25 protein-coding genes are annotated in these 26,283 nt (G+C 62.8%); 11 read left to right on the forward strand and 14 right to left on the reverse strand.

Annotation, left to right across the window (positions count from 1 at the left end):
* Position 1 precedes the first annotated feature (1 nt).
* Entirely contained in the window at positions 2–997 is a 996-nt protein-coding gene (locus tag EO094_RS00725; RefSeq protein WP_128290452.1) for a carbohydrate ABC transporter permease, read from the reverse strand.
* The gene (locus tag EO094_RS00730; RefSeq protein ID WP_128290453.1) at positions 994–2,259 is read right to left on the reverse strand and encodes an ABC transporter substrate-binding protein; all 1,266 of its coding nucleotides are present in this window, start codon (positions 2,257–2,259) and stop codon (positions 994–996) included. Before EO094_RS00730 ends, EO094_RS00725 begins: the two co-directional genes overlap by 4 nt.
* Positions 2,260–2,614: 355 nt before the next feature.
* Here EO094_RS00730 and olsB point away from each other — a divergent pair, with 355 nt between their 5' ends.
* A complete protein-coding gene (olsB, locus tag EO094_RS00735; RefSeq protein ID WP_128290454.1) occupies positions 2,615–3,616 on the forward strand; it encodes a l-ornithine N(alpha)-acyltransferase in 1,002 nt (333 codons plus the stop codon).
* Here the strand turns inward: olsB and EO094_RS00740 are convergent.
* Genes EO094_RS00740 through EO094_RS00750 form a run of 3 tightly spaced genes read right to left on the reverse strand, consistent with a single transcriptional unit; the run spans position 3,517 to position 5,947 of the window.
* Complete coding sequence (locus EO094_RS00740; protein WP_128290455.1) at positions 3,517–4,158, reverse strand: Smr/MutS family protein; 642 nt, start codon at positions 4,156–4,158, stop codon at positions 3,517–3,519. The two genes, olsB and EO094_RS00740, sit on opposite strands and share 100 nt — an antisense overlap.
* A gap of 1 nt (position 4,159) precedes the next feature.
* A complete protein-coding gene (gene mltA, locus EO094_RS00745; RefSeq protein WP_246008323.1) occupies positions 4,160–5,230 on the reverse strand; it encodes a murein transglycosylase A in 1,071 nt (356 codons plus the stop codon).
* A gap of 9 nt (positions 5,231–5,239) precedes the next feature.
* Positions 5,240–5,947: a Tim44/TimA family putative adaptor protein gene (locus EO094_RS00750; protein WP_128290456.1), complete on the reverse strand. Its 708-nt coding sequence runs from the start codon at positions 5,945–5,947 to the stop codon at positions 5,240–5,242.
* 141 nt (positions 5,948–6,088) lie between these two features.
* On the opposite strand from EO094_RS00750, the gene EO094_RS00755 reads away from it, so the two are divergent.
* On the forward strand, positions 6,089–6,577 hold the full coding sequence (locus EO094_RS00755; RefSeq protein WP_128290457.1) for an FxsA family protein: 489 nt from the start codon (positions 6,089–6,091) through the stop codon (positions 6,575–6,577).
* Positions 6,578–6,737: 160 nt separating this feature from the next.
* The gene (secB, locus tag EO094_RS00760; protein WP_128290458.1) at positions 6,738–7,250 is read left to right on the forward strand and encodes a protein-export chaperone SecB; all 513 of its coding nucleotides are present in this window, start codon (positions 6,738–6,740) and stop codon (positions 7,248–7,250) included.
* Here the strand turns inward: secB and dnaQ are convergent.
* The 5 genes from dnaQ to EO094_RS00785 all read right to left on the reverse strand — a co-directional run bounded on the left by dnaQ (position 7,223) and on the right by EO094_RS00785 (position 10,922).
* Entirely contained in the window at positions 7,223–7,969 is a 747-nt protein-coding gene (gene dnaQ, locus EO094_RS00765; protein WP_128290459.1) for a DNA polymerase III subunit epsilon, read from the reverse strand. The two genes, secB and dnaQ, sit on opposite strands and share 28 nt — an antisense overlap.
* Before the next feature lie 107 nt (positions 7,970–8,076).
* On the reverse strand, positions 8,077–8,664 hold the full coding sequence (gene coaE / locus EO094_RS00770; RefSeq protein WP_128290460.1) for a dephospho-CoA kinase: 588 nt from the start codon (positions 8,662–8,664) through the stop codon (positions 8,077–8,079).
* A complete protein-coding gene (locus EO094_RS00775) occupies positions 8,655–9,494 on the reverse strand; it encodes a shikimate dehydrogenase (protein ID WP_128290461.1) in 840 nt (279 codons plus the stop codon). The genes coaE and EO094_RS00775 overlap by 10 nt, the downstream gene beginning before the upstream one ends.
* Position 9,495: 1 nt before the next feature.
* Positions 9,496–10,092, reverse strand: coding sequence for a Maf family protein (locus EO094_RS00780; protein WP_128290462.1), 597 nt, complete (start codon positions 10,090–10,092; stop codon positions 9,496–9,498).
* Entirely contained in the window at positions 10,089–10,922 is an 834-nt protein-coding gene (locus EO094_RS00785; protein ID WP_234630031.1) for a pyruvate, water dikinase regulatory protein, read from the reverse strand. Before EO094_RS00785 ends, EO094_RS00780 begins: the two co-directional genes overlap by 4 nt.
* A gap of 388 nt (positions 10,923–11,310) precedes the next feature.
* Here EO094_RS00785 and hemE point away from each other — a divergent pair, with 388 nt between their 5' ends.
* From hemE to rho, 3 genes are all read left to right on the forward strand, one after another.
* Positions 11,311–12,336, forward strand: a complete 1,026-nt coding sequence (gene hemE / locus EO094_RS00790) for a uroporphyrinogen decarboxylase (protein WP_128290464.1) — start codon at positions 11,311–11,313, stop codon at positions 12,334–12,336.
* A 3-nt stretch (positions 12,337–12,339) separates the two neighbouring features.
* Complete coding sequence (gene hemJ / locus EO094_RS00795) at positions 12,340–12,807, forward strand: protoporphyrinogen oxidase HemJ (RefSeq protein ID WP_128290465.1); 468 nt, start codon at positions 12,340–12,342, stop codon at positions 12,805–12,807.
* 172 nt (positions 12,808–12,979) lie between these two features.
* Entirely contained in the window at positions 12,980–14,245 is a 1,266-nt protein-coding gene (rho, locus tag EO094_RS00800; protein WP_092811984.1) for a transcription termination factor Rho, read from the forward strand.
* Between the two features lie 37 nt (positions 14,246–14,282).
* Here the strand turns inward: rho and EO094_RS00805 are convergent, their stop codons facing one another.
* On the reverse strand, positions 14,283–16,307 hold the full coding sequence (locus tag EO094_RS00805) for a thioredoxin domain-containing protein (RefSeq protein ID WP_164879503.1): 2,025 nt from the start codon (positions 16,305–16,307) through the stop codon (positions 14,283–14,285).
* Positions 16,308–16,347: 40 nt separating this feature from the next.
* Here EO094_RS00805 and mnmE point away from each other — a divergent pair, with 40 nt between their 5' ends.
* From mnmE to EO094_RS00830, 5 genes are all read left to right on the forward strand, one after another.
* Positions 16,348–17,682, forward strand: coding sequence for a tRNA uridine-5-carboxymethylaminomethyl(34) synthesis GTPase MnmE (mnmE, locus tag EO094_RS00810; RefSeq protein ID WP_128290467.1), 1,335 nt, complete (start codon positions 16,348–16,350; stop codon positions 17,680–17,682).
* Positions 17,683–17,791: 109 nt separating this feature from the next.
* Positions 17,792–19,660 (forward strand): tRNA uridine-5-carboxymethylaminomethyl(34) synthesis enzyme MnmG, encoded by a 1,869-nt coding sequence (gene mnmG, locus EO094_RS00815; protein ID WP_205649793.1) that lies wholly within the window; start codon positions 17,792–17,794, stop codon positions 19,658–19,660.
* Positions 19,661–19,709: 49 nt separating this feature from the next.
* Complete coding sequence (gene rsmG / locus EO094_RS00820; RefSeq protein ID WP_164879504.1) at positions 19,710–20,312, forward strand: 16S rRNA (guanine(527)-N(7))-methyltransferase RsmG; 603 nt, start codon at positions 19,710–19,712, stop codon at positions 20,310–20,312.
* Between the two features lie 3 nt (positions 20,313–20,315).
* Positions 20,316–21,137: a ParA family protein gene (locus EO094_RS00825; RefSeq protein ID WP_128290469.1), complete on the forward strand. Its 822-nt coding sequence runs from the start codon at positions 20,316–20,318 to the stop codon at positions 21,135–21,137.
* A 25-nt stretch (positions 21,138–21,162) separates the two neighbouring features.
* On the forward strand, positions 21,163–22,038 hold the full coding sequence (locus EO094_RS00830) for a ParB/RepB/Spo0J family partition protein (RefSeq protein ID WP_128290470.1): 876 nt from the start codon (positions 21,163–21,165) through the stop codon (positions 22,036–22,038).
* Between the two features lie 6 nt (positions 22,039–22,044).
* Here the strand turns inward: EO094_RS00830 and holA are convergent, their stop codons facing one another.
* The 3 genes from holA to leuS are packed head-to-tail and all read right to left on the reverse strand — an operon-like array spanning position 22,045 to position 26,190.
* Positions 22,045–23,082, reverse strand: coding sequence for a DNA polymerase III subunit delta (holA, locus tag EO094_RS00835; RefSeq protein ID WP_128290471.1), 1,038 nt, complete (start codon positions 23,080–23,082; stop codon positions 22,045–22,047).
* A 2-nt stretch (positions 23,083–23,084) separates the two neighbouring features.
* Positions 23,085–23,588 (reverse strand): LPS assembly lipoprotein LptE, encoded by a 504-nt coding sequence (gene lptE / locus EO094_RS00840; RefSeq protein ID WP_128290472.1) that lies wholly within the window; start codon positions 23,586–23,588, stop codon positions 23,085–23,087.
* Positions 23,575–26,190: a leucine--tRNA ligase gene (gene leuS, locus EO094_RS00845; protein WP_128290473.1), complete on the reverse strand. Its 2,616-nt coding sequence runs from the start codon at positions 26,188–26,190 to the stop codon at positions 23,575–23,577. Before leuS ends, lptE begins: the two co-directional genes overlap by 14 nt.
* Positions 26,191–26,283 lie beyond the last annotated feature (93 nt).

Raw genomic sequence — 26,283 nt, forward strand, 5'->3', positions numbered from 1 at the left:
CTCAGCGCCCTCCGCCGAGATTGAGCCGCGCCGCCTTGATGTAGACGAGCGTGATCGCCGCGATCACCAGGAAGAGGAGCGTCGAGGCCGCCGAACCGTAGGCGAACTGATCGAACTGAAAGAGGTTTTCCTGCGCGAAGACCGACATCGTCTTCGTCTCGGTGTTGTTGGGGGTCAGCACGTAGATGAGGTCGAAGACGCGCAGGGCATCGAGCGCCCGGAAGATGACGGCCACGAGGATCGCCGGGCGAATGAGCGGCAGCGTCACCTTGAAGAACACCTTGACCGGATGGACGCCGTCGATCTTCGCCGCTTCGTAGACGTCGGAGGGCACCATCTGCAGCCCGGCGAGGATGAGAAGCGCCATGAACGGCGTCGTCTTCCACACATCGACGATGATGACGGCCCACATCGCCGTCTCCGGCGAGGCGGTCCAGGCGATCGGATGGGAGAGGATGCCGACCGACATCAACATGTCGTTCAGGATGCCGAACTGGTCGTTCATCATCCAAGCCCACATCTTGGCCGAGACGATCGTCGGGATCGCCCAAGGGATGAGAACGGCAGCGCGCACAAAGCCGCGCCCACGAAACGGGACGTTGAGCACGAGCGCCACGATGAGACCGAAGACGGTTTCGATCGAGACGGAGACAAGGGTGTAATAGACGGTGTTCCACACCGCGTTCCACCATTGAGCGTCAAAGAAGAGGCCGAACCATTCGCCGGTCCCGTCGCCATAATCGACATATTCGAAATAGTTGCGCAGGCCGACGAATCGGGCGGCGTCGAGATCGGCCAAACTCGCATCGGTGAAGGAGAACCAGATCGTCTGCAGAAGCGGCCAGCCGGCGACGAAAGCGAGGACGGCGAGCATCGGCGTGAGAAAGAGCCAGGCGGAGGCGAGCCGCTGCCTGGAAAGCGCGGAGCGCGCCGCGGGCTGTTCTTCAGTCCGCATCGCCTCGTCGGTCGGCGGGGCGCCCAGGGTCGCGTTCGTCATCGCCAGCCGTCCCGCTTCAGCCGGCGCAGCCGGTGTTCCAGCGTCTGAAGGTTGGTTTCCGCCGATGCCGCGCCTGCAAGCGTCTCGTTGACGGCCGTCCAGAACTCCTTCGACACTTCGTTGTACTGCCGCTTCGTGGGGGCGGAGGGCCGCGGCACCGCCTTTTCGACGACATCTGCCCATTCGGCGATGATCGGCTGGCTTTCGGCGATGTCCGGATCGTCATAGAGCGCTGGGATCGTCGGCAGCCGCGCATAAGTGAGCGCCCGCTCCTTCTGCGCCCGGCGGGACGACAGGAAGCGGACGAGCTCGATCGCTTCTTTCTTGTGCTTGGAATATTTCGACACGGCGAGGTTCCAGCCGCCGAGGCAGGGAGCCGATTGGCTGCCAGGCTCGGCCGGCAGCGTCGTCACCTCAAACTTGCCTTTGACCGGAGAATCCTCGCCGTTCGACAGCGCATAGGCGTAAGGCCAGTTGCGCATGAAGACGGCATTGCCGGTCTGCCAGACGCCGCGGGCCTCCTCTTCCTTATAGGCGAGCACACCTGCAGGGGCGATGTCCCTCACCCAGCCATGCGCCCGCTCCAGCGCCTGGACGGCCCTCTCGTTGTTGATCGTGATCTCGCCCTCAGGCGAAACGATCTGCCCGCCGCCGCTCGAGGCGACCCATTCCAGCCCGTTGCAGGTGAGCCCCTCATAGGGGGCGCCCTGAAAGACGAAACCGTAGATCTGACCGTTGCCGGCGGCGCGTTCCTTATCCTGGATCTCTTTGGCGGTCTCGGTCAGCTCCTCCCACGTCGTGGGCGGTTTCCTGCCGTATTTTTCCAGAAGGTCCTTGCGATAGAAGAGAGCCGGCGCATCCGTATACATGGGGAATGCGACGAGCCGCCCCTCGACGGTCTGCGATTCGATCACGGAGGGGAAATGGTCGCCGATGACGTCGGCCATGGCGTCGCGCAAATCAACGAACTGATTCGCAAGCTGAGGCGCCCAGATGACGTCGACACGGTAGATGTCGATATCGTCGGTGCCAGCCGCCAGCCACAAGCGATATTGCCCGAACTGGTCGCTCGTCGAAGCCGGCATCTCGACGATGTCGACCTGGTGGCCGGTTTCCGCCTCGAATTCCGCAAGCTGCGTGCGCAATTCCTGAATATCGGCACCGACGGAGCCGGAGACAATCGAAAGCTCGGCGGCAGAAACCTCGCCGGTTGCAAGAGCCAATGTCGCAGCAACGGCCATCGCCGCGCGGCCAAACCGCATGTTCCCCTCCCATCCGGCCGGTGTTTCCCGGCTCTTTCCTGTCTTGCGTTCGTATCTCAACGATCATCCGCAGCGCTGGTTGGGGGAAAGTCTAGCCGGTCACGGCGGCATATTGGGAGTCCTTTGCGGGAGGGCTGGCCGCGATCTTGTCGATTCTGTGCTTTTCTTCTTTCCTTGGATTGCGCAAAAGCTTGCCGCGACCAATCGACCGTGATCGTGCCTCCACTCCTCTCAAGGCCGGCCACGTCACTCCAATGTCATGTTTTTCTTATGGAATATGGCAACTCTGGTCGATGTCGGCGCGATCGTTTAAGGAGAGCGCATGAGATCGAGATTCCCCAGGGGCAGGGAGGCCATGCAGGGACGGCATCATCTCTCTCCGCGACGACTGGTGCGGCGTTTTGCGCCTGGTCTCGGAAGAGCTCGGGGCAGCGGTTTCGTACGCCCATTCGCAAAACCGGGTCGCGCCCCTTGGCGGGCAGCCCGCCATATCGGAACCCTCGGACGGCTCGGAGATCTCGAGGCGCGGCTTGCCCGCTCGCCCTCTGAGATCCGACGTTCGCAAGGGCTGCGCTATCACGTCTTCTACGAAGAGATGGCAGCCATAGCCGACGAGGAAACCTATCAGCGGCGGCGCGACGCCGATCCTTACGACCTCATCTGCGATCATCTTCTGGTGCTCGATCACGCCGTCCCACGGCGACCATTCCTGCGCTCGAAGCCCGAGATCGTCGGCACCTACCGGCTGTTGCGGCAGGAAATTGCTGAGATCAACGGCGGCTTCTACTCGGCCGGGGAATATGATGTCGGATCACTCGTCGCGCGTTATCCGCATCTGCGCTTTCTGGAGCTCGGCCGCTCCTGCGTGCTGAAACCCTACCGCGACAAGCGGACGGTTGAGCTCCTCTGGCACGGCATCTGGAGCTACGTGCTGATGCACGGCATGGACGTGATGATCGGTTGTGCCAGCATTCCGGGCACCGATCCCGACAAGCTCGCTTTGCCTTTGAGCTTCCTGCATCACAACGCGCTGGCGCCGGAAGAATGGCGGGTGCGGGCGGTCGAGGAGCGTTACGTCGAGATGAACCGCATGGCTGCGGATGAGATCGACGCCAAGGCGGCGCTGCGCCAGCTTCCGCCGCTGATCAAAGGCTATCTCCGCCTCGGCGGCTATATCGGTGAAGGTGCCGTCGTCGACTATCAGTTCGGCACAACGGATATCCTGATCATCCTGCCGGTCAGCGCGCTCAACCCGCGCTATGTGGACCATTTCGGCAATGACGCGAGCCGGTTCGCGGCGCCTGCTCCGCCGTCCGGGCGGCGGCGGTTCGTGCCGCTGCGGCGCAACCTGACGTAAAGCGCCCCCTCGCCTCCGTGATGGCGTGAGGCGTGCTCATAAGCGACGACGAGCTCGCGGAACGCGGGCTCTGCGAGCCATCGCGGCACCATCGTTTTTAACACCCCCTCGCCCTCCGAACGGCCTTTGCCGGTGATGACGAGGACCAGGACATGGCCGCGCGCCTGCGCGCCCCCCAGAAATGCCAGGAGGCGATCATGGGCGCGTTGCTGGGTCATGCCGTGCAGGTCGATGCGCGCGTCGGGCTCAAGGCGGCCGCGCAGGAGACGGCGCTTCAGCCGGGGCTCAAGCGCTGCGGCGGCGTGCGGTGCGGTGCGGGGTTTCGGTTCGGGAGAAAAGACCGCGTCGACGGGTGGTGGAGCTGGGCTGCGCTTTCCCGCCGTGATGGCGGAGGCGCTCGTCTGGGGCGCCGCATCACCCTGCGGCGTCGCTGCCTGAGCAGCGAGCTCGTCGCTGAGGGACCGGCTCTTCAGGGGCCGTACGGTCCGGCGAACCTTATCCCAAAGCGCCTTGTCCTCGGACGAAAGCTGTTTGCGGGCCATCTCAGACCGTCGCTTTCGGGAGAAGGAGACGCAGGACGCCGCGATCTCGGATCTCGCCGGCGGCCTTCCCGGCTTCCTCGCCTGAACCTGCAAAGATATCGGCCCGCCCCGCGCCCTTGATCGCCGAGCCCACATCCTGCGCGACCATCAGGCGGCAGAACGGGCCTGGCCCGAAGCCTGGAAGCGGGGGCGCTGAGACAAACACCGGCAGATGGAGGGCGGCAAAGCCCGGATCGACGGCGAGGCTGCGCCCGGCGCTGAGCGGGACACCGGCCGCCCCCAAAGGGCCGTCTTCGGAGGCGAGATCGATAATCTCTTTGAAAAAAATAAACGACCGGTTCTCGGCCATGAGGCGGCGTCCGGCCTGGCGATGCGCCTTGAGCCAATGTTCGAGGCCGGCTTTTCCGGCAGCGTCCCTGGCAAGATAGCCGCGCTCGACGGCGAGGCGGCCGATCGAGGTGTAGGCATGGCCCGATTTGCCCGCAAAGCCGATGCGCATATGCCGGCCGTCACCGAGAGAGAGCCGTGCGGAGCCTTGAACATGGATGAAAAAGAGATCGACGGGATCCGCCACATAGGCGAGCTCGAGACCGCGGCCCGCCAAGGCACCGGCTTCGATCGCCGAGCGATCGGGGCAAAGGGGAGGCCGGTCCGTGATCTCGATTTGGACGGCCTCGTCGGGGGGCCGATAGATCGGCACGCCGAACGCGTCGGAAGGCTCACGCCGGGCTTCGATTACGGGTTCGTAATAGCCAGTGAGGAGGCCCTCGGTGGCGGAGGGCGCCAGCGCAAAAAAGGTTTCGAAGAAGCTGCGAGCTTCGGCGGATGACGGGTCGGCCTGCACACGCAACGCACCCTCCGCGGCCGCCTTCAGACCCGGAAGCATGTCCGGCGAGGATGTTTCCTCAGCGCCGAGCCGTTCCGCCGATTTGCGGAAGGCCCGAAAGGCGGCGCGATGATCGTCCTCAGGCCAGCCTGCGAGGGATTTGAGAGACAGCTGACGACACTCGTCCGCGTCGGAGGGGGACAAGGTCAGCTTTGCGATGGACGAGGTCGGGGCATCTCCAGCCACCGGCGGTGCTCAGCTGGAGCCGGTTGCGACCAGCTCCCAGTTGGGATCGCGGCTCGTCGTGGCACGGGCGAAGGTCCAGACCTCATCGGGCTTTTGGACTGTGTTGGGATCGCCCTCGATCACCCGACCCTCATTGTCGTAGGTGACGGAGACGATCTCGGATTTGAAGCGGACGGAAACACGCGCGACCTTGTCTTCGAGCTCCGCCTCGGTGAGCTTGGCGCTTTCGAAGCCGACGAAGCTCGTCTCGAGCCTCTCACCGCGCTGCTCCCGCTCGCTCATGGCAGTAGCGAAGCTCTCGTAAACGTCGGCGGAGAGAAGGGACCGCAAGGTGGTGCGGTCTCCCGCAGCGAAGGCCTGCACGACCATCTCGTAGGCGGATTTTGCACCTTCCAGGAAGGAATCGGGCTCGAAGGCGGGATCCGCGCGGCTAATCGCCACAAGCCCGTCATAAAGCGGCGTATCGGGCTTGGCATGGCGCTTCAGAGCGCTCCAATCGGGAGTGCTCGGCATTTCCCGCTCGGGCACCTGACCGGGACGCGGCAGGGTCACGACGTTCTCGGCCGTATGACGGGCTGCGACAGGCGGTTTGCGGCCGTTCTCATAGGGCGAGGGTTCGCTGCCGGTGCGACGGCCCAGGACGCTGCCGAGACGCATAAAAATGACGACCGCGATCACCAGGAAGATCAGAGAATAAATGTCGAAAAAGCCGCTCATGCCGATATCGTGCACGCTCCCTACGGGCGTTCGCTTTCTTTCCCGGCAATGTAAGCACGATCCTGGCCGAGTCCAGCAGGTCACAGGAAAGTCTTTAAAAAACCGGCCGAGACACCATATCGCAGGATCAGGATTGAACCCATGCCAATTTTCCTTCTCCTCCTCCTTATCCCGCTGATCGAGGTCGGCACGTTCGTCGTGGTCGGTCAGTATATCGGCCTCGCCCCGACGCTGCTTTTGACGCTGTTGACGGCGATCCTCGGCACAGCGCTTTTGCGCCATCAGGGGCTGAGGACCATTTTGCGCATCCGCAGTGACCTCGAATCCGGGCGCATGCCGGCACGCAGTCTCGCCGATGGTGCGCTGATCGCCGTGGCCGGGGTGATGCTTTTGACGCCGGGCTTCGTCACGGACACGCTCGGATTTCTGCTTTTCGTTCCGGCGGTGCGCGATCGGATCTGGCAGTTCATCCTGTCGCGGGTCGATCTTCGCGTGGTCGGCGCGCAGAGTTATCAGTCCGCCAATTATCAGTCGACACGGCGCGGGCCCAACGGGGAGACTGTGGTCGACCTGGATGAGGGCGAATTCGAGGTCCACGAGATCGATCCGGATCAGAACCGCCGGCGCTGAAGGTCAGGAGCTGTCGGCACCGGCCGGCGTTGACCGGAAAAGGCGCAATGGCCCGGAAAGTCGCCTGACCGGGCCATCACGGGCGGTGCGCGGTTGTGGCTCACCGCCCCGCATGCTAGGCGCGGGCAACCATTCCCAATGACAGCTTTGGAAAGACGATATGGTCAATAATGCCAGCAATGGCGGCGAGCAGGCCGCCGGCACGGATGCGAAGAGCCAGGCAGCGGCCCAGGGGCCGGGAATTCATGTGCTTGGCCAGTACATCAAAGACCTTTCTTTCGAAAATCCCAGCGCACCGAACTCGTTGAGGCCCGCAAGCGCCAATCCGTCGCTCGACGTCAACGTCAACGTGAACGCGCGTCCGATCGCCGAGGGTCAGTTCGAAGTCGAGCTGAAGCTTGATGCGAAAGCAAGCCGGGGCGACGAGACGCTCTTCGTCACCGAAGTCGTCTATGCGGGGCTTTTCCAGATCCGCAATGTTCCGCAGGAGCATCTCCATCCGATCATCCTGATCGAATGCCCGCGTCTGCTCTTCCCCTTCGCGCGCCAGATTCTCGCCGATGCGACCCGTCAGGGCGGTTTCCCGCCGTTGATGATCGATCCGGTGGATTTCGCCGCGCTTTATCGCCAGCGGGCTGCGCAGGCTCAGGCGGACGCGCCGACCACGGCCTGAGGCTTCTGAGAGACGCGCTCTTCTTCGTCCTTCCAGACGGTCAGCCAGAGCGCGTCCTCGCCCATTTCAGCTTCCACGAAGGCCCGGTGCTGAGCGCGCATCTCCTTGTTCAACCGTGAGGGCAAAGGCTGCGGCCGCGGCCCCACCTGCCGGAGCGTGCCGGTATTCGTCCCACCTTCTGAGAAACTGCCCAGCGCGAGCAGCGCCTGGCGGCCGCCCTGCAATTCGACATAGACCTCGGCGAGGATCTCGGCATCGAGGAGAGCGCCGTGCTTCGTGCGTTTGGAATTGTCGATGCCGTAGCGGGCGCAGAGCGCATCGAGAGAGTTCATGCCGCCCGGATGTCGGCGCCGCGCCAGCATGAGCGTGTCAACGAAGCGATCATCCGGAATGACGGAATAGCCGGCCTTTGCAAGCTCCATATTGATGAAGCCGCGGTCGAAGGACGCGTTGTGCGCCACGAGCGGCGCATCGCCAACGAATTCCAGAAAGTCGCCCACGCATTCGAGGAACGCCGGCTTGTCGCGCAGAAATTCCTCGGTCAGGCCGTGGACGGCAACCGCGTCCGGGCTGATCGCGCATCCCGGATTGATATAGGCGTGATAAAAGCGACCGGTGGCGATCCGATTGATGATCTCCACGCAGCCAATCTCGATCAGCCTGTCGCCCTTGAGCGCGTCGAGGCCGGTGGTTTCCGTATCGAAGACGATTTCCCGCATGTGCGGATCATGGATTTTGGAGCGTTCAGATACAACCGATCGGAACGCGAAAGGCAGCTTTTTCCTGGATGATTCTCGGCGGCCCGTTCTCGCCGCGGAACGCGCGCTCAGATCATCGTGGACGTGGCGCGCAGAATTGTTTCGACATCGCGCTCGGCCGCCTCGAAGCCAAATCCAGTGTCGATGACGAAATGGGCGTGACGGCGTTTGTCGGCGTCCGGCACCTGTCTCGCCAAAAGCTTTTCAAAAAGTTCTTCTGTCATGCCGCGACGGGCGAGCACCCGTTCGCGTTGCGTTTCGGGCGAGGTCGTCACGACAACCACACAATCCATCCATTGCTCCGCCCCGGTTTCAAACAAGAGGGGAATGTCGAGCACGACGATCGGCGCGCCCTCGCGCGCGGCCTGTTCGCCGAATTCGACCGTTTTCGCCCGCACGAGAGGGTGGACGATCTGCTCCAGGCGCGCGAGCTGGTCGATGTCGCCGGCGAGGGCCGCGCCGAGCTTTTTCCGGTCGACTTCGCCGTCTGCCGTGACCCCCGGAAAGGCATGTTCGATCGGTTCGACCGCGGCACCCCGATAGAGGTCATGCACGGCGCGATCGGAATCGTGCACAGCAACCCCGCGGCGGCGAAACATCGCCGCCGTCGTCGACTTCCCCATAGCCATGGAGCCCGTGAGTCCGATTACGAACATGAGTCCCTTTCGATTAGATCGGCGACGACGATGTCCCGCAGCTCCGCGTCCACCACAGGGCGGACACCGAACCAGCGCTCAAACCCCGGCACGGCCTGATGCAGCAACATTCCGAGGCCGTCGACCGTGGTCAAACCGACCGAGGCGGCGCCGCGAAGAAACGGCGTTTGAAGCGGCACATAGGTGAGATCGGTGACGATGGCTGAGTCCTTGGCGCGTTCCCAGGGGACCAATAGCTCTGCGCCGGCGAGCCCCGCCGAGGTTGCGTTGATCACTAAATCAGCCGACGAGAGTCGCGCCGAGAGGGCATCGAGCCCAAAGGCCCGGACCTTGCCGGGAAAGCGTTCGGCAACCTCACGGGCACGGGCTTCCGTGCGGTTGAGGAGTTCGACCCTCCCCACGCCGCGTTGCACGAGAGCATCGATGACGGCTCGGCTCGCACCGCCCGCGCCGACAATGAGTGCGCATTCGGTCTTTTCCGACCATTTCGGGGCCGCCTGATCGAGAGAGGCGAGGAAGCCGATCCCATCGGTGTTGTCGGCCACCACCCGGCCGTCTTCGAGCCAGAGAGTATTGGCAACACCCAGGCGTTCTGCCGCACCGCAGCATGTCGTTGCTGCAGCACATGCGACCTCTTTGTGCGGTACGGTGACGTTGGCGCCGACATAGCCGGAAGAGGCAAAAGCGCCGTAGAACGACACCGCCTCCTGCGGTGAGACCGGACGCGCACTATAGTCGCCTTCAATATTATAGCGCTTGATCCACAAGCCATGGATCAGGGGCGAACGCGAATGTGATACGGGCCATCCCGTCACGCAGGCGCGGCGCATTTCAGAAGGTCCCGAGGCCGTTTTCGCGCAGGAAGCCGAGGAGCGGCAGCAGCGGCAGGCCGAGGACGGTGAAATAGTCGCCCTCGACACTTTCAATCAGGCGAATGCCGGGCCCTTCAAGCTGATAGAGACCGACGCTGGAGAGAATCTGTGGACCTGCGGCGGCGAGGTAGCGACCGACTTCATCGGCACGGATCGCGCGCAAAGTGATGGCCGCGCTGTCGCGGGCTTCAAAGAGCGTCTTGCCGGCGCGCATGCAGGCAACGGCTGAATGAAGATAGTGCGTCTTGCCGGACAGCTCGAGCAGCTGCTGGCGGGCGGCGTCCATGTCCTCGGCCTTGCGGAACAGGCGCCCGTCGAGCTCCAAGGTCTGGTCGGCAGCGATGACGAGAGCCTGTGGCTCTGCCTCGCTCGCCAGCGTGGCTTTCGCAAGAGCGAGCGTGGAGGCGATATCGCCTGCTCCAGCGCCGGCCCGGAGCAAAGGCTCGGAAGCCGCCATCTCGTCGAGGTCGGGCGAGACCTGGCGGAAGGCGAGGCCCGTCCCCGCAAGGAGGGCTTTGCGGGCCTTGCTGCCCGAAGCGAGAACAAGCCCTGTCATGCCATTTGCTTTCCGCGCCGTTCTCCAAGAAGCGCCAGCACGGCGGCTGCCGTTTCCTCGATCGATCGCCGGCTCACATCGATCAAGGGCCAGCCGTATTTCGCGCATAGGCGTCGTGTCTCCAGGACCTCCTGCGACACGGCCGTGCGATCGAGATAGGCCGGGTTGTCGTCCTCCGGCGAAAGGCTCAAGACCCGGTTCTGGCGGATCTGGACGATGCGATCCGGGCTCGCGACGAGCCCGACAACCAGGCAACTCTTGGCACGCGTCACCAAAGCGGGGACGGGAATGCCCTTCACGATCGGCAGGTTTGCCGTCTTGATGCCACGGTTGGCGAGGTAGATCGACGTCGGCGTCTTCGACGTGCGACTGACGCCAAGAAGCATCACATCGGCTTCGTCGATGTCCCGCGGCAGCTGCCCGTCGTCGTGCATCATCGTGAAATTGAGCGCTTCGATGCGCTCGAAATAGCTCGCATCGAGAGCGTGCTGAGCCCCGATTCGGCCTGTGGATCGCGTTCCGAGATAGGCCTGAAAGGCCTGCAAGACCGGATCCAAAACCGACACCGCCGGGATCGACAATTCGTTGCAGCGGGCTTCCAGGAGCTCCGCCAATTTCTCGTCAACGAGCGTGTAGAGGACGATCCCCGGCGAGTTTTCCAACTCAAGCACAATGCGCTCGATCTGCTTGGCCGTGCGCACCAGGGAGTGGATGTGTTCGACCGCATGAATGCCGGCATACTGGGCCGCAGCGGCACGTCCGACGTTGATCAGGGTTTCGCCCGTCGCATCGGAAATGAGGTGGAGATGAAAGAACCGCGTCGGCGCCAAGGGGATGACCGTGGATAAAGGGGCCGTTTTTTTCACGCCGGGAGCGAACGCGCCGATTGCGCCCCCACTGTCCCGACGACGATCCACAATTTGGATGGCGCGGACACGATTGGCAACAGGCTGTGGGAATGAGTCGACAACGCGGCGGAATTCACAGCTCGTGGCCCGAGATGGAAAATCACGGTGTGCAGCCATAAAGGCTTGCCAGGCGCGGCTTCCGGAGAGTCACTTGAGACCCTATCCACGGTGTTTTCCCCCGGGGGATCAATAAGGCGGGGCGCCTTTGCCGCGGATTGATGTGTTGTGGGGAGATTTGAATCCGGGTAATCCACCGCCCAATAACAACAGAAGAATCCTTAAAACCTTTAATTTGGGGTTAAGAGTACCTGTGGCTTCGGCAAGATCGCTTCTTCGAGTCCTCGACGGCGAAAGCCTAGAGACACCTCCGCTTTGGATGATGCGCCAGGCAGGCCGCTACCTGCCGGAATATCGGCAAACGCGCGGTCAGGCGGACGGGTTCCTGGACCTGTGCTACACGCCGAGACTCGCAACCGAGGTGACGCTCCAACCGATCCGGCGTTTCGGTTTCGATGCGGCCATTCTGTTTTCCGACATCCTCGTCATTCCCGATGCGCTCGGTCAGAAAGTGGCTTTTGAGGAAGGGCACGGACCGCGCCTGGAACCGATCGACCCGGCTCGCATCGGAGAGCTCGCTGGGAAAGACGTCACGGCGTTCCTTGCACCGGTCCTGGAGACGGTTGAGCGGGTGCGGACGGAGCTTCCCCAGGAGACGACGCTCCTTGGCTTCTGTGGCGCTCCCTGGACCGTGGCGACCTACATGGTCGCCGGCACGGGCACGGGCGACCAGGGGCCGGCTCGGCGCCTGTCGCTTGGCGAGCCGGAACGCTTTCAGGCGCTCATGGATATCCTCGTCGACGCTTCCGCGCGGTATCTCGTGGCGCAGCTGAAGGCGGGAGCGGACGCGGTTCAGATCTTCGACACATGGGCGGGCGTTCTCGACGAAGAGGGTTTCGAGCGCTGGGCAATCGAGCCGGTGCGGGCCATCATTGAGAAGGTTCGGGCCGAAGTTCCAGGCGCGAAGGTGATCGCCTTTCCGAAGGGCGGCGGAGCACGGCTGACGCGTTATGCGGAAGGAACCGGCGCCGATGCGATCGGGCTCGACTGGTCGACGCCTCTTGAGACTGCGCGGAAGAGTGCGGGCGGCAAGCCCTTGCAGGGAAATCTCGACCCGATGCGCCTCATCGTCGGTGGGAAGGCCCTGGAGGACGGTGTGCGCAGCATACTCGAGGCGATGCGCGGTTATCCCCATATCTTCAATCTCGGACATGGGATCACGCCGGACACGCCGGTGGAGCATGTCGAGGCGTTTGTGAAGCTCGTACGGGGCGAGTAAACGATGGAAGGCCTTGTCGCGGCAGTCTCGGATTTCTTCTGGTATGTCAATCCGTTATGGATCAAGGCATGGCATGTGATCTCGATCATCGCCTGGATGGCGGGACTTCTCTACCTGCCGCGTCTGATGGTCTATCACACGAAGGTCGCCGCGGGTTCGGAGCAGTCTGAACTCTTCAAGGTGATGGAGCGGCGCCTGCTCAAGGCGATCATGACGCCCGCGATGGTTGCGAGCTGGATCTTCGGTCTTTGGGCGGCCACCATCACCTATGCGTGGGACCAGGGGTGGTTCCACTTCAAACTGGCTCTTGTCGTCTTGCTGACGATCTCCCATCTGTTCATGGCGCGGTGGGTGCGGGAGTTTGCCGAGGACCGCAACACGCGGCCCGAGAAGTTCTACCGAGCGATCAACGAGGTTCCGACGCTCCTGATGATCGGTATTGTGATCCTCGTCATCGTGCGTCCCTTCTGACGCGGATGAATTAGCGCTTGTGATTCCGGTCGGACCGGGTTAAGCGAAAAGAACTGGCGTGAATGGCTAGCCGCGGCGCAAGCTGGGGGCCGGCCGTTAGTTTCCCGCACCGGGGCGGTGCCTCCCTTTTACCCATGCCTCTTCCACCGTGTTTTGCACGGGACTCAATCACATGGCAGAAATCAGACTCCAAGACCTGAAGGCGAAGTCGCCTACCGATCTTCTTGCTGTTGCGGAAGAGTACGACGTTGAAAACGCCAGTACTTTGCGCAAGCAAGAACTTATGTTCGCGATCCTGAAGAAGGTCGCTGAACACGACATTACCATCATTGGACAGGGCGTTATTGAGGTGCTGCAGGACGGCTTCGGCTTTCTGCGGTCGCCTGATGCGAATTATCTGCCCGGGCCCGACGATATCTATGTTTCGCCGTCGCAGATCCGACGTTTTTCATTGCGGACGGGCGATACGATCGAGGGCGAGATCCGTAGCCCGAAAGAGGGTGAGCGCTATTTTGCGCTCCTCAAGGTCAATACGATCAATTTCGAGGAACCGGACAAGGCCAAGCACAAGGTCCATTTCGACAATCTGACGCCGCTTTATCCGGACGAACGCTTCAAGATGGAAGTAGACGATCCGACGGTGAAAGACATGTCGGCGCGGGTCATCGATCTGGTGGCGCCCTTGGGCAAGGGTCAGCGCGGACTGATCGTGGCGCCGCCGCGAACCGGCAAAACGGTTCTGTTGCAGAATATCGCGGGCTCGATCACGTCGAATCACCCGGAATGCTACGTCATCGTGCTTCTGATCGACGAGCGGCCGGAAGAAGTCACCGATATGCAGCGTACGGTGCGCGGGGAAGTGATCTCCTCGACGTTTGACGAACCGGCTGTGCGGCATGTGCAAGTCGCCGAGATGGTCATCGAGAAGGCTAAGCGGCTCGTCGAACATGGCCGTGACGTCGTCATCCTGCTCGATTCGATCACGCGTCTGGGCCGAGCCTACAACACGGTCGTGCCGTCTTCGGGCAAGGTGCTGACGGGTGGTGTCGATGCCAACGCGCTGCAGCGCCCGAAACGTTTCTTCGGTGCGGCGCGCAACATCGAAGAGGGCGGGTCGCTGACGATCATCGCGACGGCTCTCATCGATACAGGCAGCCGCATGGACGAGGTGATCTTCGAAGAGTTCAAGGGCACCGGCAATTCGGAAATCGTGCTCGATCGCAAGGTTGCCGACAAACGTGTCTTCCCGTCGATGGACATCCTCAAGTCCGGAACCCGAAAAGAAGAGCTGCTGGTGCCGCGCGCGGACCTGCAGAAGATCTTCGTCCTGCGTCGAATCCTCGCTTCGATGGGTGTGGTGGACGCGATCGAGTTCCTGCTCGACAAACTCCGACATACCAAATCGAATTCAGAGTTCTTCGATTCGATGAACACCTAGAGCGGCCGAGGCGTCTGAGAATTCAGGCGCCTCTGCTTTATCTGGCCTGTGCTTCGTCCGAAGTGGGGCCGCTACGGGTACGCGAGAGGAGGTCGCCGATCTCCTCGGATCGTGTGACGTCCGGATAGCATCTTTCCATATCGCAGAGCCTGAGCCCCGTCTGTGTAGCGGTGGTTGGCGTTCGATATTCCGGGATCAGAGCGGGATCGGCTTCGGCGGCGATGAGGTCGTGGATGGCCGTCTCCGTCCGAGATCTGGACGCAAAGACGATCAGGTGGCGAGCGCGGAGGAGCGTGTCCCAGGCATTCTGGAGACTGGCCGTCGCGATGAGATTGCGTGCGACCGAGCGCGTCTGATGGCGGAGGATCGTCTCTGCTCGCTCGAGATAGCGTTGCTCCCCGGTGAGCAGGAAGAGTCGCGTAGACGCTTCTGCGATCACGCCTGTAGCGGCCGGTGTAGCTTGATCAGAGTCCGAATGAAGACGTGCAAAGAGCGCTTGTTTGTCTGCGTTTCCGAGAAAATAGGAACCTGAGTCTCGGTCGTAGTAGGATCCTTCGAGCTCGTAAAAGCAATCCCGAGTTGAGTCTATATAGTTATTTTCTCCTGTCGCTGCATGCAGCTCCAGGGCGGCCCGCATCATCTGCGCATGGTCGGTCGCAAGGGCGTCGGCAGTGATGCGGCCATCGCACCAGGCATGAGGCAGGGATCCGGTCTCGGCCCAAATTTTTGTCAGAAAGGCGAAAGCCTCAGAAGCGGCTCTGAGGAGATCGGGTCGGGACAGCACGGCCGAGGTGCGTGCGAGAGCGGCGATCAGAACGGCGTTCCAATCGGTTAGAACTTTGTCGTCGCGTGAGGGCTGGGGACGGCGGTTGCGAACCTTTAAGAGGCTCTCGCGATAGCGGGTGAGGGTGGCCTCCTCGTCTGCTCCACGCCAGTCAAAGGCTGTGGGACGGAGGCGATTGAGGATGTTGTGGCTCTCCCAATTACCGCCCGGAGTCACATCGTAGATCTCGGAAAAGTGGCGGGCGGCGTCGCGTCCGAGGACGTTTTCAATCTCTTGGGCGCTCCACACATAGGTAGCACCTTCCTCATGGTCGGTGTCTGCGTCGAGGCTGGTGGCGAAGGCGCCGCAGGGGAGGCGCATCTCTGTAAGAAGCCAATTGGCTGTTTCTTCCATGCGTGCGCGGAAGAGAGGTTCTTGAGTCTTTTCGTAGGCAAGGCAGAGAAGATAGAGGAGCTGTCCATTGTCGGAGAGCATCTTCTCGAAATGCGGCACGAGCCATGTGTCGTCGACCGTGTAGCGTGCGAAGCCGCCGCCCAGATGGTCGTAGATGCCACCCTGGCAGATATTGCGGAGGGTGATCAGCACAGCGTCGGAATAAGCGGTGTTGCCGGTTCGCAAATGCGCACGCCAGAGCATTTCAAGTAGCGGTGCCTGAGGAAACTTTGGAGCGCCGGAAAGGCCGCCATGGTCGAGATTAAAATGGGCGAGGATCTGGGCCGCGGAGGCGTCGAGAAGCTCTGGGTCGGGAAGGTCGTCTGGCGGAGGGACGGAGTGTTGTCCGCGCGTGAGGTGGGTCGTGATGGCCTCTGTATTCGTGGTGACCGTTTCCGGCTTGTGATGCCATGTCTCGGTCACGGCCTGAAGGACCTGGCGGAAGCTTGGTCGACCCCAACGTGGCGTCGGGGGGAAATAGGTGCCGCCCCAGAAGGGCCTTGCCTCCGGGGTGAGGAACATGGTGAGCGGCCATCCGCCGGGCTCGCCGAGGGAATGGAGGGCGGCCATATAGACCTGATCGATATCGGGGCGCTCTTCGCGGTCGACCTTTATGTTTACGAAATTCTGATTGAGATAATCTGCTGTTCCAGGATCGGAGAAGCTCTCGTTCGCCATGACATGGCACCAGTGGCAGGCGGCGTAACCGATCGACAAGTGAATGGGGACCCGGCGGGCGCGCGCTTCTGCGAGCGCCGCGTCGTCCCAAGGCTGCCAATGGACGGGATTGTCCGCATGCTGCTTGAGATAAGGACTGGCGGTCTCGGCGAGGCGGTTGCGGGCCATAATGTCTCCGGTGACGTGGCATAGGGCGACTACAGAAGACATGGACACGATTTACGCATTGTCGAGCGGGGCGCTGCCCGCCGGCGTCGGGATTGTACGAATTTCCGGACCGGAATCCGGGATGGCCCTGCACGCGCTTGCAGGGGGTTTGCCGGAACCCCGGCGAGCTGTGGTCAGAGCGTTGGTGGACCCAAAGAGCCGGGATGTGATCGATGAGGCTCTCGTCTTGTGGATGCCGGGGCCTGGGACTTTCACCGGTGAGGATACGGTGGAGCTGCATTGTCACGGGAGCCGTGCGGTGATTGCGCGACTGATCGAATCGCTTGCGCAATGGCCGGGATTGCGGATGGCGGAGCCCGGAGAGTTTGCCCGTCGAGCGTTCCTGAATGGTCGGCTCGACCTGACGGAGGCCGAGGGTCTTGCCGACCTCGTGGCGGCCGAGACTGAGGCTCAAAGGCGACAGGCGCTCAGCCAGGCGAGGGGAGCTCTGGCAGAAAGGCTGCTGGCCTGGCGGGAGACGTTGCTCCGATGCGTTGCCGAGGTCGAGGCCCAGCTCGACTTTTCCGATGAGGGGGATGTCGGATCGGAGCTCGAGGTTGCGAGCCGGTTGCGGGGCGTCCTTCTGGAGGTGCGTGAGCTTCTCTCGGGGGCGCGCCTTGCCGAGCGAATCCGGGACGGGTTCGTCATCGTCCTGGTCGGCGCGCCCAATGCGGGAAAATCGACCTTGCTCAACGCGTTCGCCCGGCGTGACGTCGCGATTGTCAGCGCAGAGCCTGGGACGACCCGGGACCTCGTGACCGTGCCGCTCGAGCTTTCGGGTTACGCAGTGACGCTCATCGATACGGCGGGATTGCGAGAGACGGTGAGTGCGGTCGAGGCTGAAGGGGTTCGGCGGGCGCGTCTTGCGGCCGAGGAAGCCGATCTGGTTCTGGAGCTTGTTCCCAGCGGTCAGAGCGCGCTAGTTGGAGATGCGCCTGCGGCTTCCGGCGGACCGGATCGTTGGGTGATCGAGACCAAAGCGGATCTGCTCGAGGGTGGTGATCTCCTTCGCGGTCGTCACAGAGTCTCCGCGATAACTGGAGCCGGTCTGCGGGAACTCGAATTGGCTCTTGGCGAATGGCTGACGCGTCAGGGGGTTGACGGTTTTTCCGGAGTGTCCGGTGCGGCCCCGGTGAACGCGCGTCAGAGAGAGGGGTTGCTCCGGCTTGCTGAGCGCCTCGAATCGGTTCTGAAACGAGGGCAGCCTCGTGGGGTCGACGAGCTCCTGGGGGAGGAGCTGCGTGGGTGTCTCAGAGCGATCGGCCGGGTCACCGGTGAAGTGGACCCAGAGAGCGTGCTTGGTGCCATCTTTGGCCGGTTTTGTATCGGAAAATAGAATCGGAGAAGCGAAATGTGTTTCACGTGAAACGCCGATTGAGACGCCTGCTTTCGTTCCACGTGAAACATAACTTCCCATTCGAGCCAGAAGGCACTAGATCGTCAGCATGATTTCGAATTGCGACGTCATTGTCATCGGTGGCGGGCACGCCGGGTGCGAGGCCGCTGCCGCCTCCGCGCGTGCCGGCGCGCGCACGATCCTTGTGACCCACCGGGCTGGCACGATCGGAACCATGTCCTGCAATCCGGCGATCGGAGGGTTGGGCAAGGGACATCTGGTGCGTGAGATCGATGCCCTCGATGGCCTGATGGGCCGGGCCGCGGACGCGGCCGGGATCCAGTTTCGCATGCTCAACCGGCGAAAGGGTCCCGCGGTGCAGGGGCCACGCGCTCAGTCGGACCGCGCGCTTTACCGAACCGCCATGCAAAGCTTGCTTGGCGGGAAGGCGGGGCTCACGGTTGTCGAGGGTGAGGCCGCCGACATTCTTATTGGTGGAGGACGGGTCAAAGGTCTGGTCCTCTCCGATGGCCGTGAAATCCATTGCGCCTCGGTCGTCATCACCACGGGGACCTTTCTTCGCGGTATGGTCCATATTGGCGAGCGTTCCTGGCCGGCGGGTCGTGTCGACGAGAAGCCGTCTCTTGCTCTCGCCGAGACGCTCGATCGGCTCGGGCTGCGCCTGGCGCGGTTGAAGACCGGGACACCGCCTCGTCTCGATGGGCGAACGATTGATTGGGCGTCGCTCGACATGCAGCCGGGGGATGACCCAGCCGAGCCGTTTTCGGCGATGACGGATCGGATCACGACCCCGCAGATAGAATGCGGGATCACGCGGACGACCGACGCGACGCATGAGATCATAGGGCGCAATCTCGCGAGGTCGGCGATCCATGTCGGAAACATCTCCGGCCGGGGTCCGCGATACTGTCCGTCGATCGAGGACAAGGTCGTGCGGTTCGCAGACCGAGAGAGCCATCAGATCTTTCTGGAGCCCGAAGGACTCGGAGACGATACGGTCTACCCGAACGGCATCTCCACATCGCTTCCGGCGGAGGTTCAGGCGGCGTTCGTTCGGACCATACCCGGCTTGGAGAAGGTAGAGATCCTTCGACCGGGCTATGCGATCGAATACGACCATGTCGACCCCCGTGAGCTCGACGCGACGCTCGAATTGCGGCGACTGCCCGGGCTCTTTCTCGCCGGGCAAATCAACGGCACAACGGGATATGAAGAGGCCGGGGCACAGGGTCTCGTGGCGGGCGTGAACGCAGCGCGGCGGGCAGGTGGCGGCGAGGGGATCACCGTCAGCCGTTCGGACGCGTATCTCGGTGTGATGATCGACGATCTCGTGACGAAAGGGGTCAGCGAGCCATACCGAATGTTTACGTCGCGTGCCGAATATCGTCTGGCGCTGCGCGTCGACAACGCCGATGAGCGCCTGACGGGCCTCGGTGAGGAGCTCGGCGTGGTCGGGCCAGAAAGGTCGAATCGGTTCCGGAAGAAGTCGGAAAGCCTCAGGCGCTTTCGTGCGCTCCTAAGGGGGTGCAGTGTCACGCCGAGTGAGGCGCGGCGGCGGGGCCTCCCGATCAATCAGGATGGTATCCGCCGATCTGCCTTCGAGCTCCTCGCCTATCCGGAAATCGAATGGTCGGCGGTTGCCGCGATATGGCCCGAGCTCGGTGAGGCGGATTCCGCGACCCAGAAGCACCTTACGACGGACGCACGATACGCTGTCTATCTGGAGCGGCAGGAGGAGGACGTGGCGGCTCTGCGGCGCGATGAGGCTATCGGGATCCCGAGTGATTTTTCCTACGCCGATCTCTCCGGCCTCTCCAACGAGGTGCGAGAGCGGCTTGAACTCGTGCGGCCGGCGAGCCTGGCGCAGGCGGGGCGTGTCGAGGGTGTGACGCCCGCGGCACTGACGCTCATCCTTGCCCATCTCAAGCGTGCTGCGAGGGATCGCCGTGCGGCCTGAGAGGGTGGATGCTTCACGTGAAACAGTGCTGACGCGTTGCCGCGATTTTGTGACGCCAGAGACTGAGGCCCGGCTTGTCGCGTTCGTCGAGCTTCTGGAGACGTGGCAGAGCACGCACAATCTCGTCTCACCACGAACCGTTGATGAGGTGTGGGACAGGCATGTTGGCGACAGCCTGCAGCTTGTGCCGATCGCGCTCGCGCATAAGCCTTCCTCCTGGCTCGATATCGGCAGCGGGGCGGGTTTTCCAGGCCTGATCGTTGCAATCGTCCTGCGGGACAGGTTGGAGAACGTCGGGCTCGTCGAAGCCAATCACAAAAAGGCGGCGTTCCTCCGTCAGGCTGTGCGGATCTGCAGGCTTGATAATGTCACCATCCATGCACGGCGAATTGAAGCACTGCATAATGATTTTGCGGGGCGCTTCGATGTCGTCAGCGCGCGGGCGCTCGCCCCTCTGCCGAGCCTTCTTGGCCTTGCGGCACCATTTCTCAGTGAAAACGGTCTTGTCCTTGCGATGAAGGGCAAGGAATATGTGCATGAAGAAGTGGCGGCGTCTGACATCTGGCAGTTCGATCGGATATTGTATCCGAGCGTCGCCGAGGGCGACGGCACCATCGCCGCCATCTCCCATCTGAAACGCAGGAAGGCCTAGACCATGCCGCAAGCCTTGGAGCGGCTCCCGAGCGTTCCCCGAATCCTTGTCGTGGCCAACCAGAAAGGTGGGGTCGGCAAGACGACGACGGCGATCAATCTCGGTACCGCGCTGGCAGCGATCGGCGAAGACGTCCTTATCGTGGACCTCGATCCGCAAGGCAACGCGTCGACCGGGCTTGGGATCGGCCGCGAGAGCCGGACGCGCTCCACCTATGATATCCTCATGGACGGGATGCCCGTACACGACGTTGCGCTCGAGACCGTCGTGCCGCGGCTCTCCATCGCGCCCTCAACCCTCGACCTATTGGGTGTCGAGCTTGAAATCGCCGCCTTCCAGGATCGGGCCTACCGCCTGCGGCATGCGCTGACAGGGCTCGGAGGGCAGGGGCAATCGCCGTACACTTACGTGCTGATCGATTGCCCGCCGTCGCTCAACCTCCTGACCATCAATGCGATGGCCGCCGCGCATGCCGTGCTCGTGCCGCTGCAGTGCGAGTTTTTCGCGCTCGAGGGTCTGAGCCAGATCTTGTCGACGGTCGAGCGTGTGCGCCGCGGGCTCAATCCGGAGCTGTCGGTCCATGGCATCGTGCTGACGATGTTCGATGGGCGCAACAACCTATCCGGCCAGGTGGTGGACGACGTGCGCTCGCATATGGGCGACAAGGTGTACAACACCGTGATCCCCCGCAATGTGCGGATTTCCGAGGCGCCGTCGCATGGAAAGCCGGCGATCCTCTATGACATCAACTGCGCCGGCAGCCAGGCCTATCTGCGGCTCGCCAGCGAGGTTATTCAGCGCGAACGGCTGCTTCGGGCGGCGTAGCGCGCGATCAAGGGAGTGTTGAGTGATGGCTGCTGAACCACCACGGCGCCTCGGACGCGGCCTCGACGCGTTGCTTCAGGACTATGCCGTGCCGGACATGCAAGAGGCGCCGGCCGTCCCACAGAAGCCTCAGACCGCGCTCATCGCCACCGTTCATCCCAATCCGCGAAACCCCCGGCGTGAGTTCTCCGGGGAGGAGCTGGAAGATCTTGCGGCCTCGATCCGGGCGCATGGCCTGGTCCAGCCGATCGTGGTGCGGCCGAAGCCCGGCACGCCGGGCGAATTCGAGATTATCGCCGGCGAGCGGCGCTGGCGGGCGGCACAGCGGGCCGGCGTCCACGAGGTTCCGATCACGCTGCTTGAGGTGTCGGACCGTGAGGCGCTGGAACTCGCGATCGTCGAGAACGTGCAGCGGAGCGATCTCAATCCTCTGGAAGAGTCCCTCGGCTATCAGGCTTTGATCGAGGAATTCGGCTACAGCCAGGGCGATCTCGCCGATGTCATCGGCAAGAGTCGCGTCCACGTCACGAATACGCTGCGGCTCCTGAAGCTGCCGGAGAAGGTCCGTGACCACCTTCGGACCGGCAAGCTGACGGCTGGCCATGCGCGAGCTCTCATCAACACGGTGGATCCGGAAAAGCTCGCAGAGATCGCCATCGCCAAGGGGCTATCGGTGCGAGACACCGAAAAGCTCGCACAGAAATCCGACGAGCCGGATGTCAAAGCGGGGTCTCGGAGCCGAGAGAAGGACCCCGATACGGTTGCGTTGGAACGGGAGCTGGGAGACCGGCTGGGTCTCCTCATCGACATCCGTCACAAGGCCGACGGGAAGGGCGAGGTGCGCATCAAGTACCGCGACCTGGAGCAGCTCGATATGCTGTGTCAGAGGCTGAAGGTCTAAGAGGGCTTAACGGCGCCCCACACGGCGCGCGACCTGTGCAAGACGCATGAGCGCGAGAGAGGTGATCGCGTAATCGAGGGCCGGAAGTTTCCGTGTCTCCAAGATCGCCTCGTCGATCGAGGCGCGGGCGCGTCGTAAGGCTTCGGGAGACCAGATCTGGAGCGCGCGCTTGACGCTATCCTTTCTACGGAAATGCAAGGGCGGGCGGGCTCGATCGACTGCGGCAGCGAGCCCACTCTTGCGCACCTCAGCCTGAAGCCCAGCCAACATCAAAAGATGGTTGAGCATCTGGGCGAGGAGCGCCGAAGGCGAGGCGCCCTCAGCCTCAAGACGCGAGAGGTCGGCGGCAACCTCTTGGATGTCGCCGGTCAACGTCCGGTCAATGAGGCGATCGTTGCGAAGCTCGGTGCTCTCGCCGACGACCGTCGTCACCTCACGAAGAGTGACCTCGGCCCCATCGCCTGCATAGAGAATCAGCTTTTCGATCTCACGCCGGGCGACGCCGCGGTCGGTGCCGAGATGCACGATGAGATAGTCGAGGGCTTCGGCTTCGACGGTGACCTCGGCTTCGCGCAACATGCTGCGCGTCAGATCGGCGATGTCGCCGGCACTGCTCTCATAGAAGGGGATCGCGGCCGCGTTGGGTGAATCCTCGAACAGACGGCGAAGCGGCGCGCCCACCCGAAGCTCGTCGGCCTCCACGACGATGATGGCGGCTTCAGGCGGGTCTTCAACGAGGGGGCGCAGCGACGGGACGACATTGTGGCGGCCGTCGAGGATCTTCAGGCGGATGAGCGGCGCGCCGCCAAACAACATGTCCGCATGGGCTTCGTCGGCGATGCGGCCAGGATTGCCTGAGAGCTCGTCGGAGCCGATCCGGAGAACCGTGGCGCCCCGGGGATCGCGCGCCGACAAGATCGACACGAGAGTCGCAGCCCGTTCGGAAACGGCACCCTGATCCGTGCCGTAAAGCAAGAAGAGTCGCACGTTTGCCGGCGGCTCCGTGGTGAAGGCTGTGGCCTGGGCGGCCTTAACGGCCACCATCGTCAGTTCCGTGCGAGATAGCTTGCAAGCCGCGTCTTCAGGATGCCCGCAAGCGTCTCGGCGACCCGGTCCTCCGCGTCGCGCTCTGCCCGGAGCTTCGCGAACTCCTGGTCAGAGCGGTCATAGGAGGCAACTGTATTCAAGACCGCACCCAGAACCTGCTGACCGGTCGAAATGTCAAAGAGACGATATTGCAGGCGTCCGGAGAGCTGATAGGCGGTCGGAACGCCGGTCACGGCTTCGATGCCGACGGAGCTCGAGTTGAGCGCGAGCGTATATTCGAGTCGATATTGCGGGGGGATGGTTGCGCCGTCCTGCAGGCCGAACAGCAGCGAGTTTCGGAACACCTGTTCCGGCCGCGTGGTCGGCATTTCGACCTCGATGGCGCGGAGTTCTTCTTGAACCGACCGACCGCTTGCATCTGGCGCATAAAGCGGTCGGACGGTGCAGCCGGCGACGACGCCGGCTGCAAGAAGGATGAGAAATCCGCGCCTAGCCGACCACATTCACGATCCTCCCAGGAACGACGATCACCTTGCGTGGGGGACGACCTTCCAGAAACCGCTGGACCGTCTCAGAGGCAAGTGCAGCCGCCTCAATCGTCTCTTTCGAAGCGTCCCTGGCGACGACGAGATCGTCGCGCTTTTTGCCGTTCACCTGCAAGGGGAGGGTGACTTCGTCCTCGCGGAGAAGAGCTGCATCGGCCTCTGGCCAGGCCGTTTCGGCGACGAGCTTGTCGTGCCCGAGCGTCTGCCAGCAGGCTTCCGCCAAATGCGGCATGAAGGGTGCGCTCAAGAGTACGAGGGCCTCCAGGGCCTCCCTGTGAGCCCACCGACCCGAGTCGCGATCGCCGCTATCGTGGCCGCCGATCTGGTTCGCCAGATCGTGGACAAAGGCGATGGCGCGGTTGAAGCGCAGGTTCTCGATCGCGTCGGTCACATCGCGGATTGCGGCATGTGTGGCACGTCTCAGGGCCTCGTCAGCTTCGCTGAAGCTCGATGGCAGAGCCGACCCGGCCGGCGGCAGAGCGTCTTGGGCCGAGGTCACGAGCCGCCAGACGCGCTGCACGAAGCGATGGGCGCCTTCGACGCCCGCTGCCGACCATTGGACGTCGCGTTCAGGCGGGGAGTCCGACAGCATGAACCAGCGGGCGGTGTCGGCGCCATAGTTGCGGCTGATCTCTTCAGGACCGACCGTGTTGCGTTTCGACTTCGACATTTTCTCGATGGGACCGATCTCGACGGCCGCACCGGTCTTCGCATGTCTCGCGCGCCGCGCCCCGGCCGTCTCTTCCACAATCACATCTTCAGGCGGAAGGAACGGGCCATTCGGTTCGCGATAGGTTTCGTGCACCACCATGCCCTGCGTGAAGAGGCCGGCAAACGGCTCTTTCAGGTCGAGATGGCCGGTCTTCTGCATGGCCCGCACGAAGAAGCGGGAATAGAGAAGATGCAGGATCGCGTGCTCGATACCGCCGATATACTGATCGACCGGAAGCCAGGCGTCGGCGACATCCGGAATGGTCGGCGTGTCGGCCTTCGGCGCCGTAAAGCGGGCGAAATACCACGAGGAATCCACGAAGGTGTCCATCGTGTCGGTTTCGCGCCGGGCAGGCTTGCCGCATTTCGGGCAGTCGACATTCTTCCAGGTCGGATGACGGTCGAGCGGGTTGCCGGGCTTGTCGAAATCGATGTCGTCCGGGAGTTGGACCGGCAGATCGGCAACGGGCACCGGCACCGATCCGCAGCTCTCGCAATGGATCATCGGGATCGGGCAACCCCAATAACGCTGCCTAGAAATGCCCCAATCGCGCAACCTGAAGTTGACTTCACGGGCTGCCTGAGGGCCGTCCCCAACCGTGCGGGCTTCCAGGCGACGAGCGACCTCGTCCTTGCCTTCCTCGATCGTCATGCCGTCGAGGAAGTCGGAATGGAACAGGCGTCCAGGCCCGGTATAGGCTTCGTCCGTAACGGCGAAGTTTTCAGGATCGGCGTCTTCCGGCTTCACCACCGGCTTGACCGGCAGGCCGTAGCGGTTGGCGAAATCGAGGTCGCGCTGATCATGCGCGGGGCATCCGAAGATCGCGCCGGTGCCGTAACCCATCAGAACGAAATTGGCGATGTAGACGGGAAGGACCGCTCCCTCGATGAAGGGATGGCGGACCCTGAGACCCGTGTCGTAGCCACTTTTCTCCGCCGTTTCGATCGCCTCCGCGGACGTGCCGCGGCGATGACATTCGGCGATGAAGGCGGCGGCCTTCTCGTCCGTCGCCGCGAGCTTTGCCGCGAGCGGATGATCGGGCGAGAGCGCCATGAAGGCGGCGCCGAAGAGGGTGTCCGGCCGCGTGGTGAAGACTTCAAGGTAATCTTCGTCGGCGGGCGTCTCGTCGGCAAATTCGAAGCGGACCTTCAGGCCTTCGGAGCGGCCGATCCACTTCTCCTGCATGACACGGACTTTTTCCGGCCAACGCGTCAAGCCCTTCAGCTCTTCGAGAAGATCGTCGGCGTAATCGGAGATGGCGAAGAACCACTGCGTCAGCTCCCGCTGCTCGACGACGGCTCCCGAGCGCCAGCCGCGGCCGTCGATCACCTGCTCGTTGGCGAGCACGGTCTGGTCGACGGGATCCCAGTTCACCTTGGCGCTCTTGCGCTTGACGAGGCCGGCTTCCAGGAAATCCAGGAAAAGCCGCTGCTGCTGGGCGTAATAATCCACGTCGCAGGTGGCGAACTCCCGGGACCAGTCGATCGAAAAGCCCATCAGCTTCAGCTGGTCGCGCATCGTGGCGATGTTCGCGTAGGTCCATTCCTTGGGATGGACCTTGTTCTGCATGGCGGCGTTCTCCGCCGGCATGCCGAAGGCGTCCCAGCCCATCGGGTGCAGCACGTTGTAGCCGCGGGCACGCCGATAGCGGGCGACCACATCGCCCATCGTGTAGTTGCGGGTGTGACCGATATGGATGCGTCCCGACGGATACGGGAACATCTCCAGGACATAATATTTGGGCCGTGGATCCTCGTTGGAGCAGCGAAAAAGGCCGCGCTCCTCCCAGATGGATTGCCAGTAAGCCTCGACGTTTCGGGGATTATAACGCTCTGTTGACGCAGTCATGAACGGCATGGTTGTTGGGGAACGGGCGAGCCGCCTTTGCAGCGGCCGAAGAGCTTCAACACGATTGCCAGAGCCGGTCAACCTCGCCTGGCG

This window comes from Afifella aestuarii (assembly GCF_004023665.1).
GTDB classification, from domain to species: Bacteria; Pseudomonadota; Alphaproteobacteria; order Rhizobiales; family Afifellaceae; genus Afifella; species Afifella aestuarii.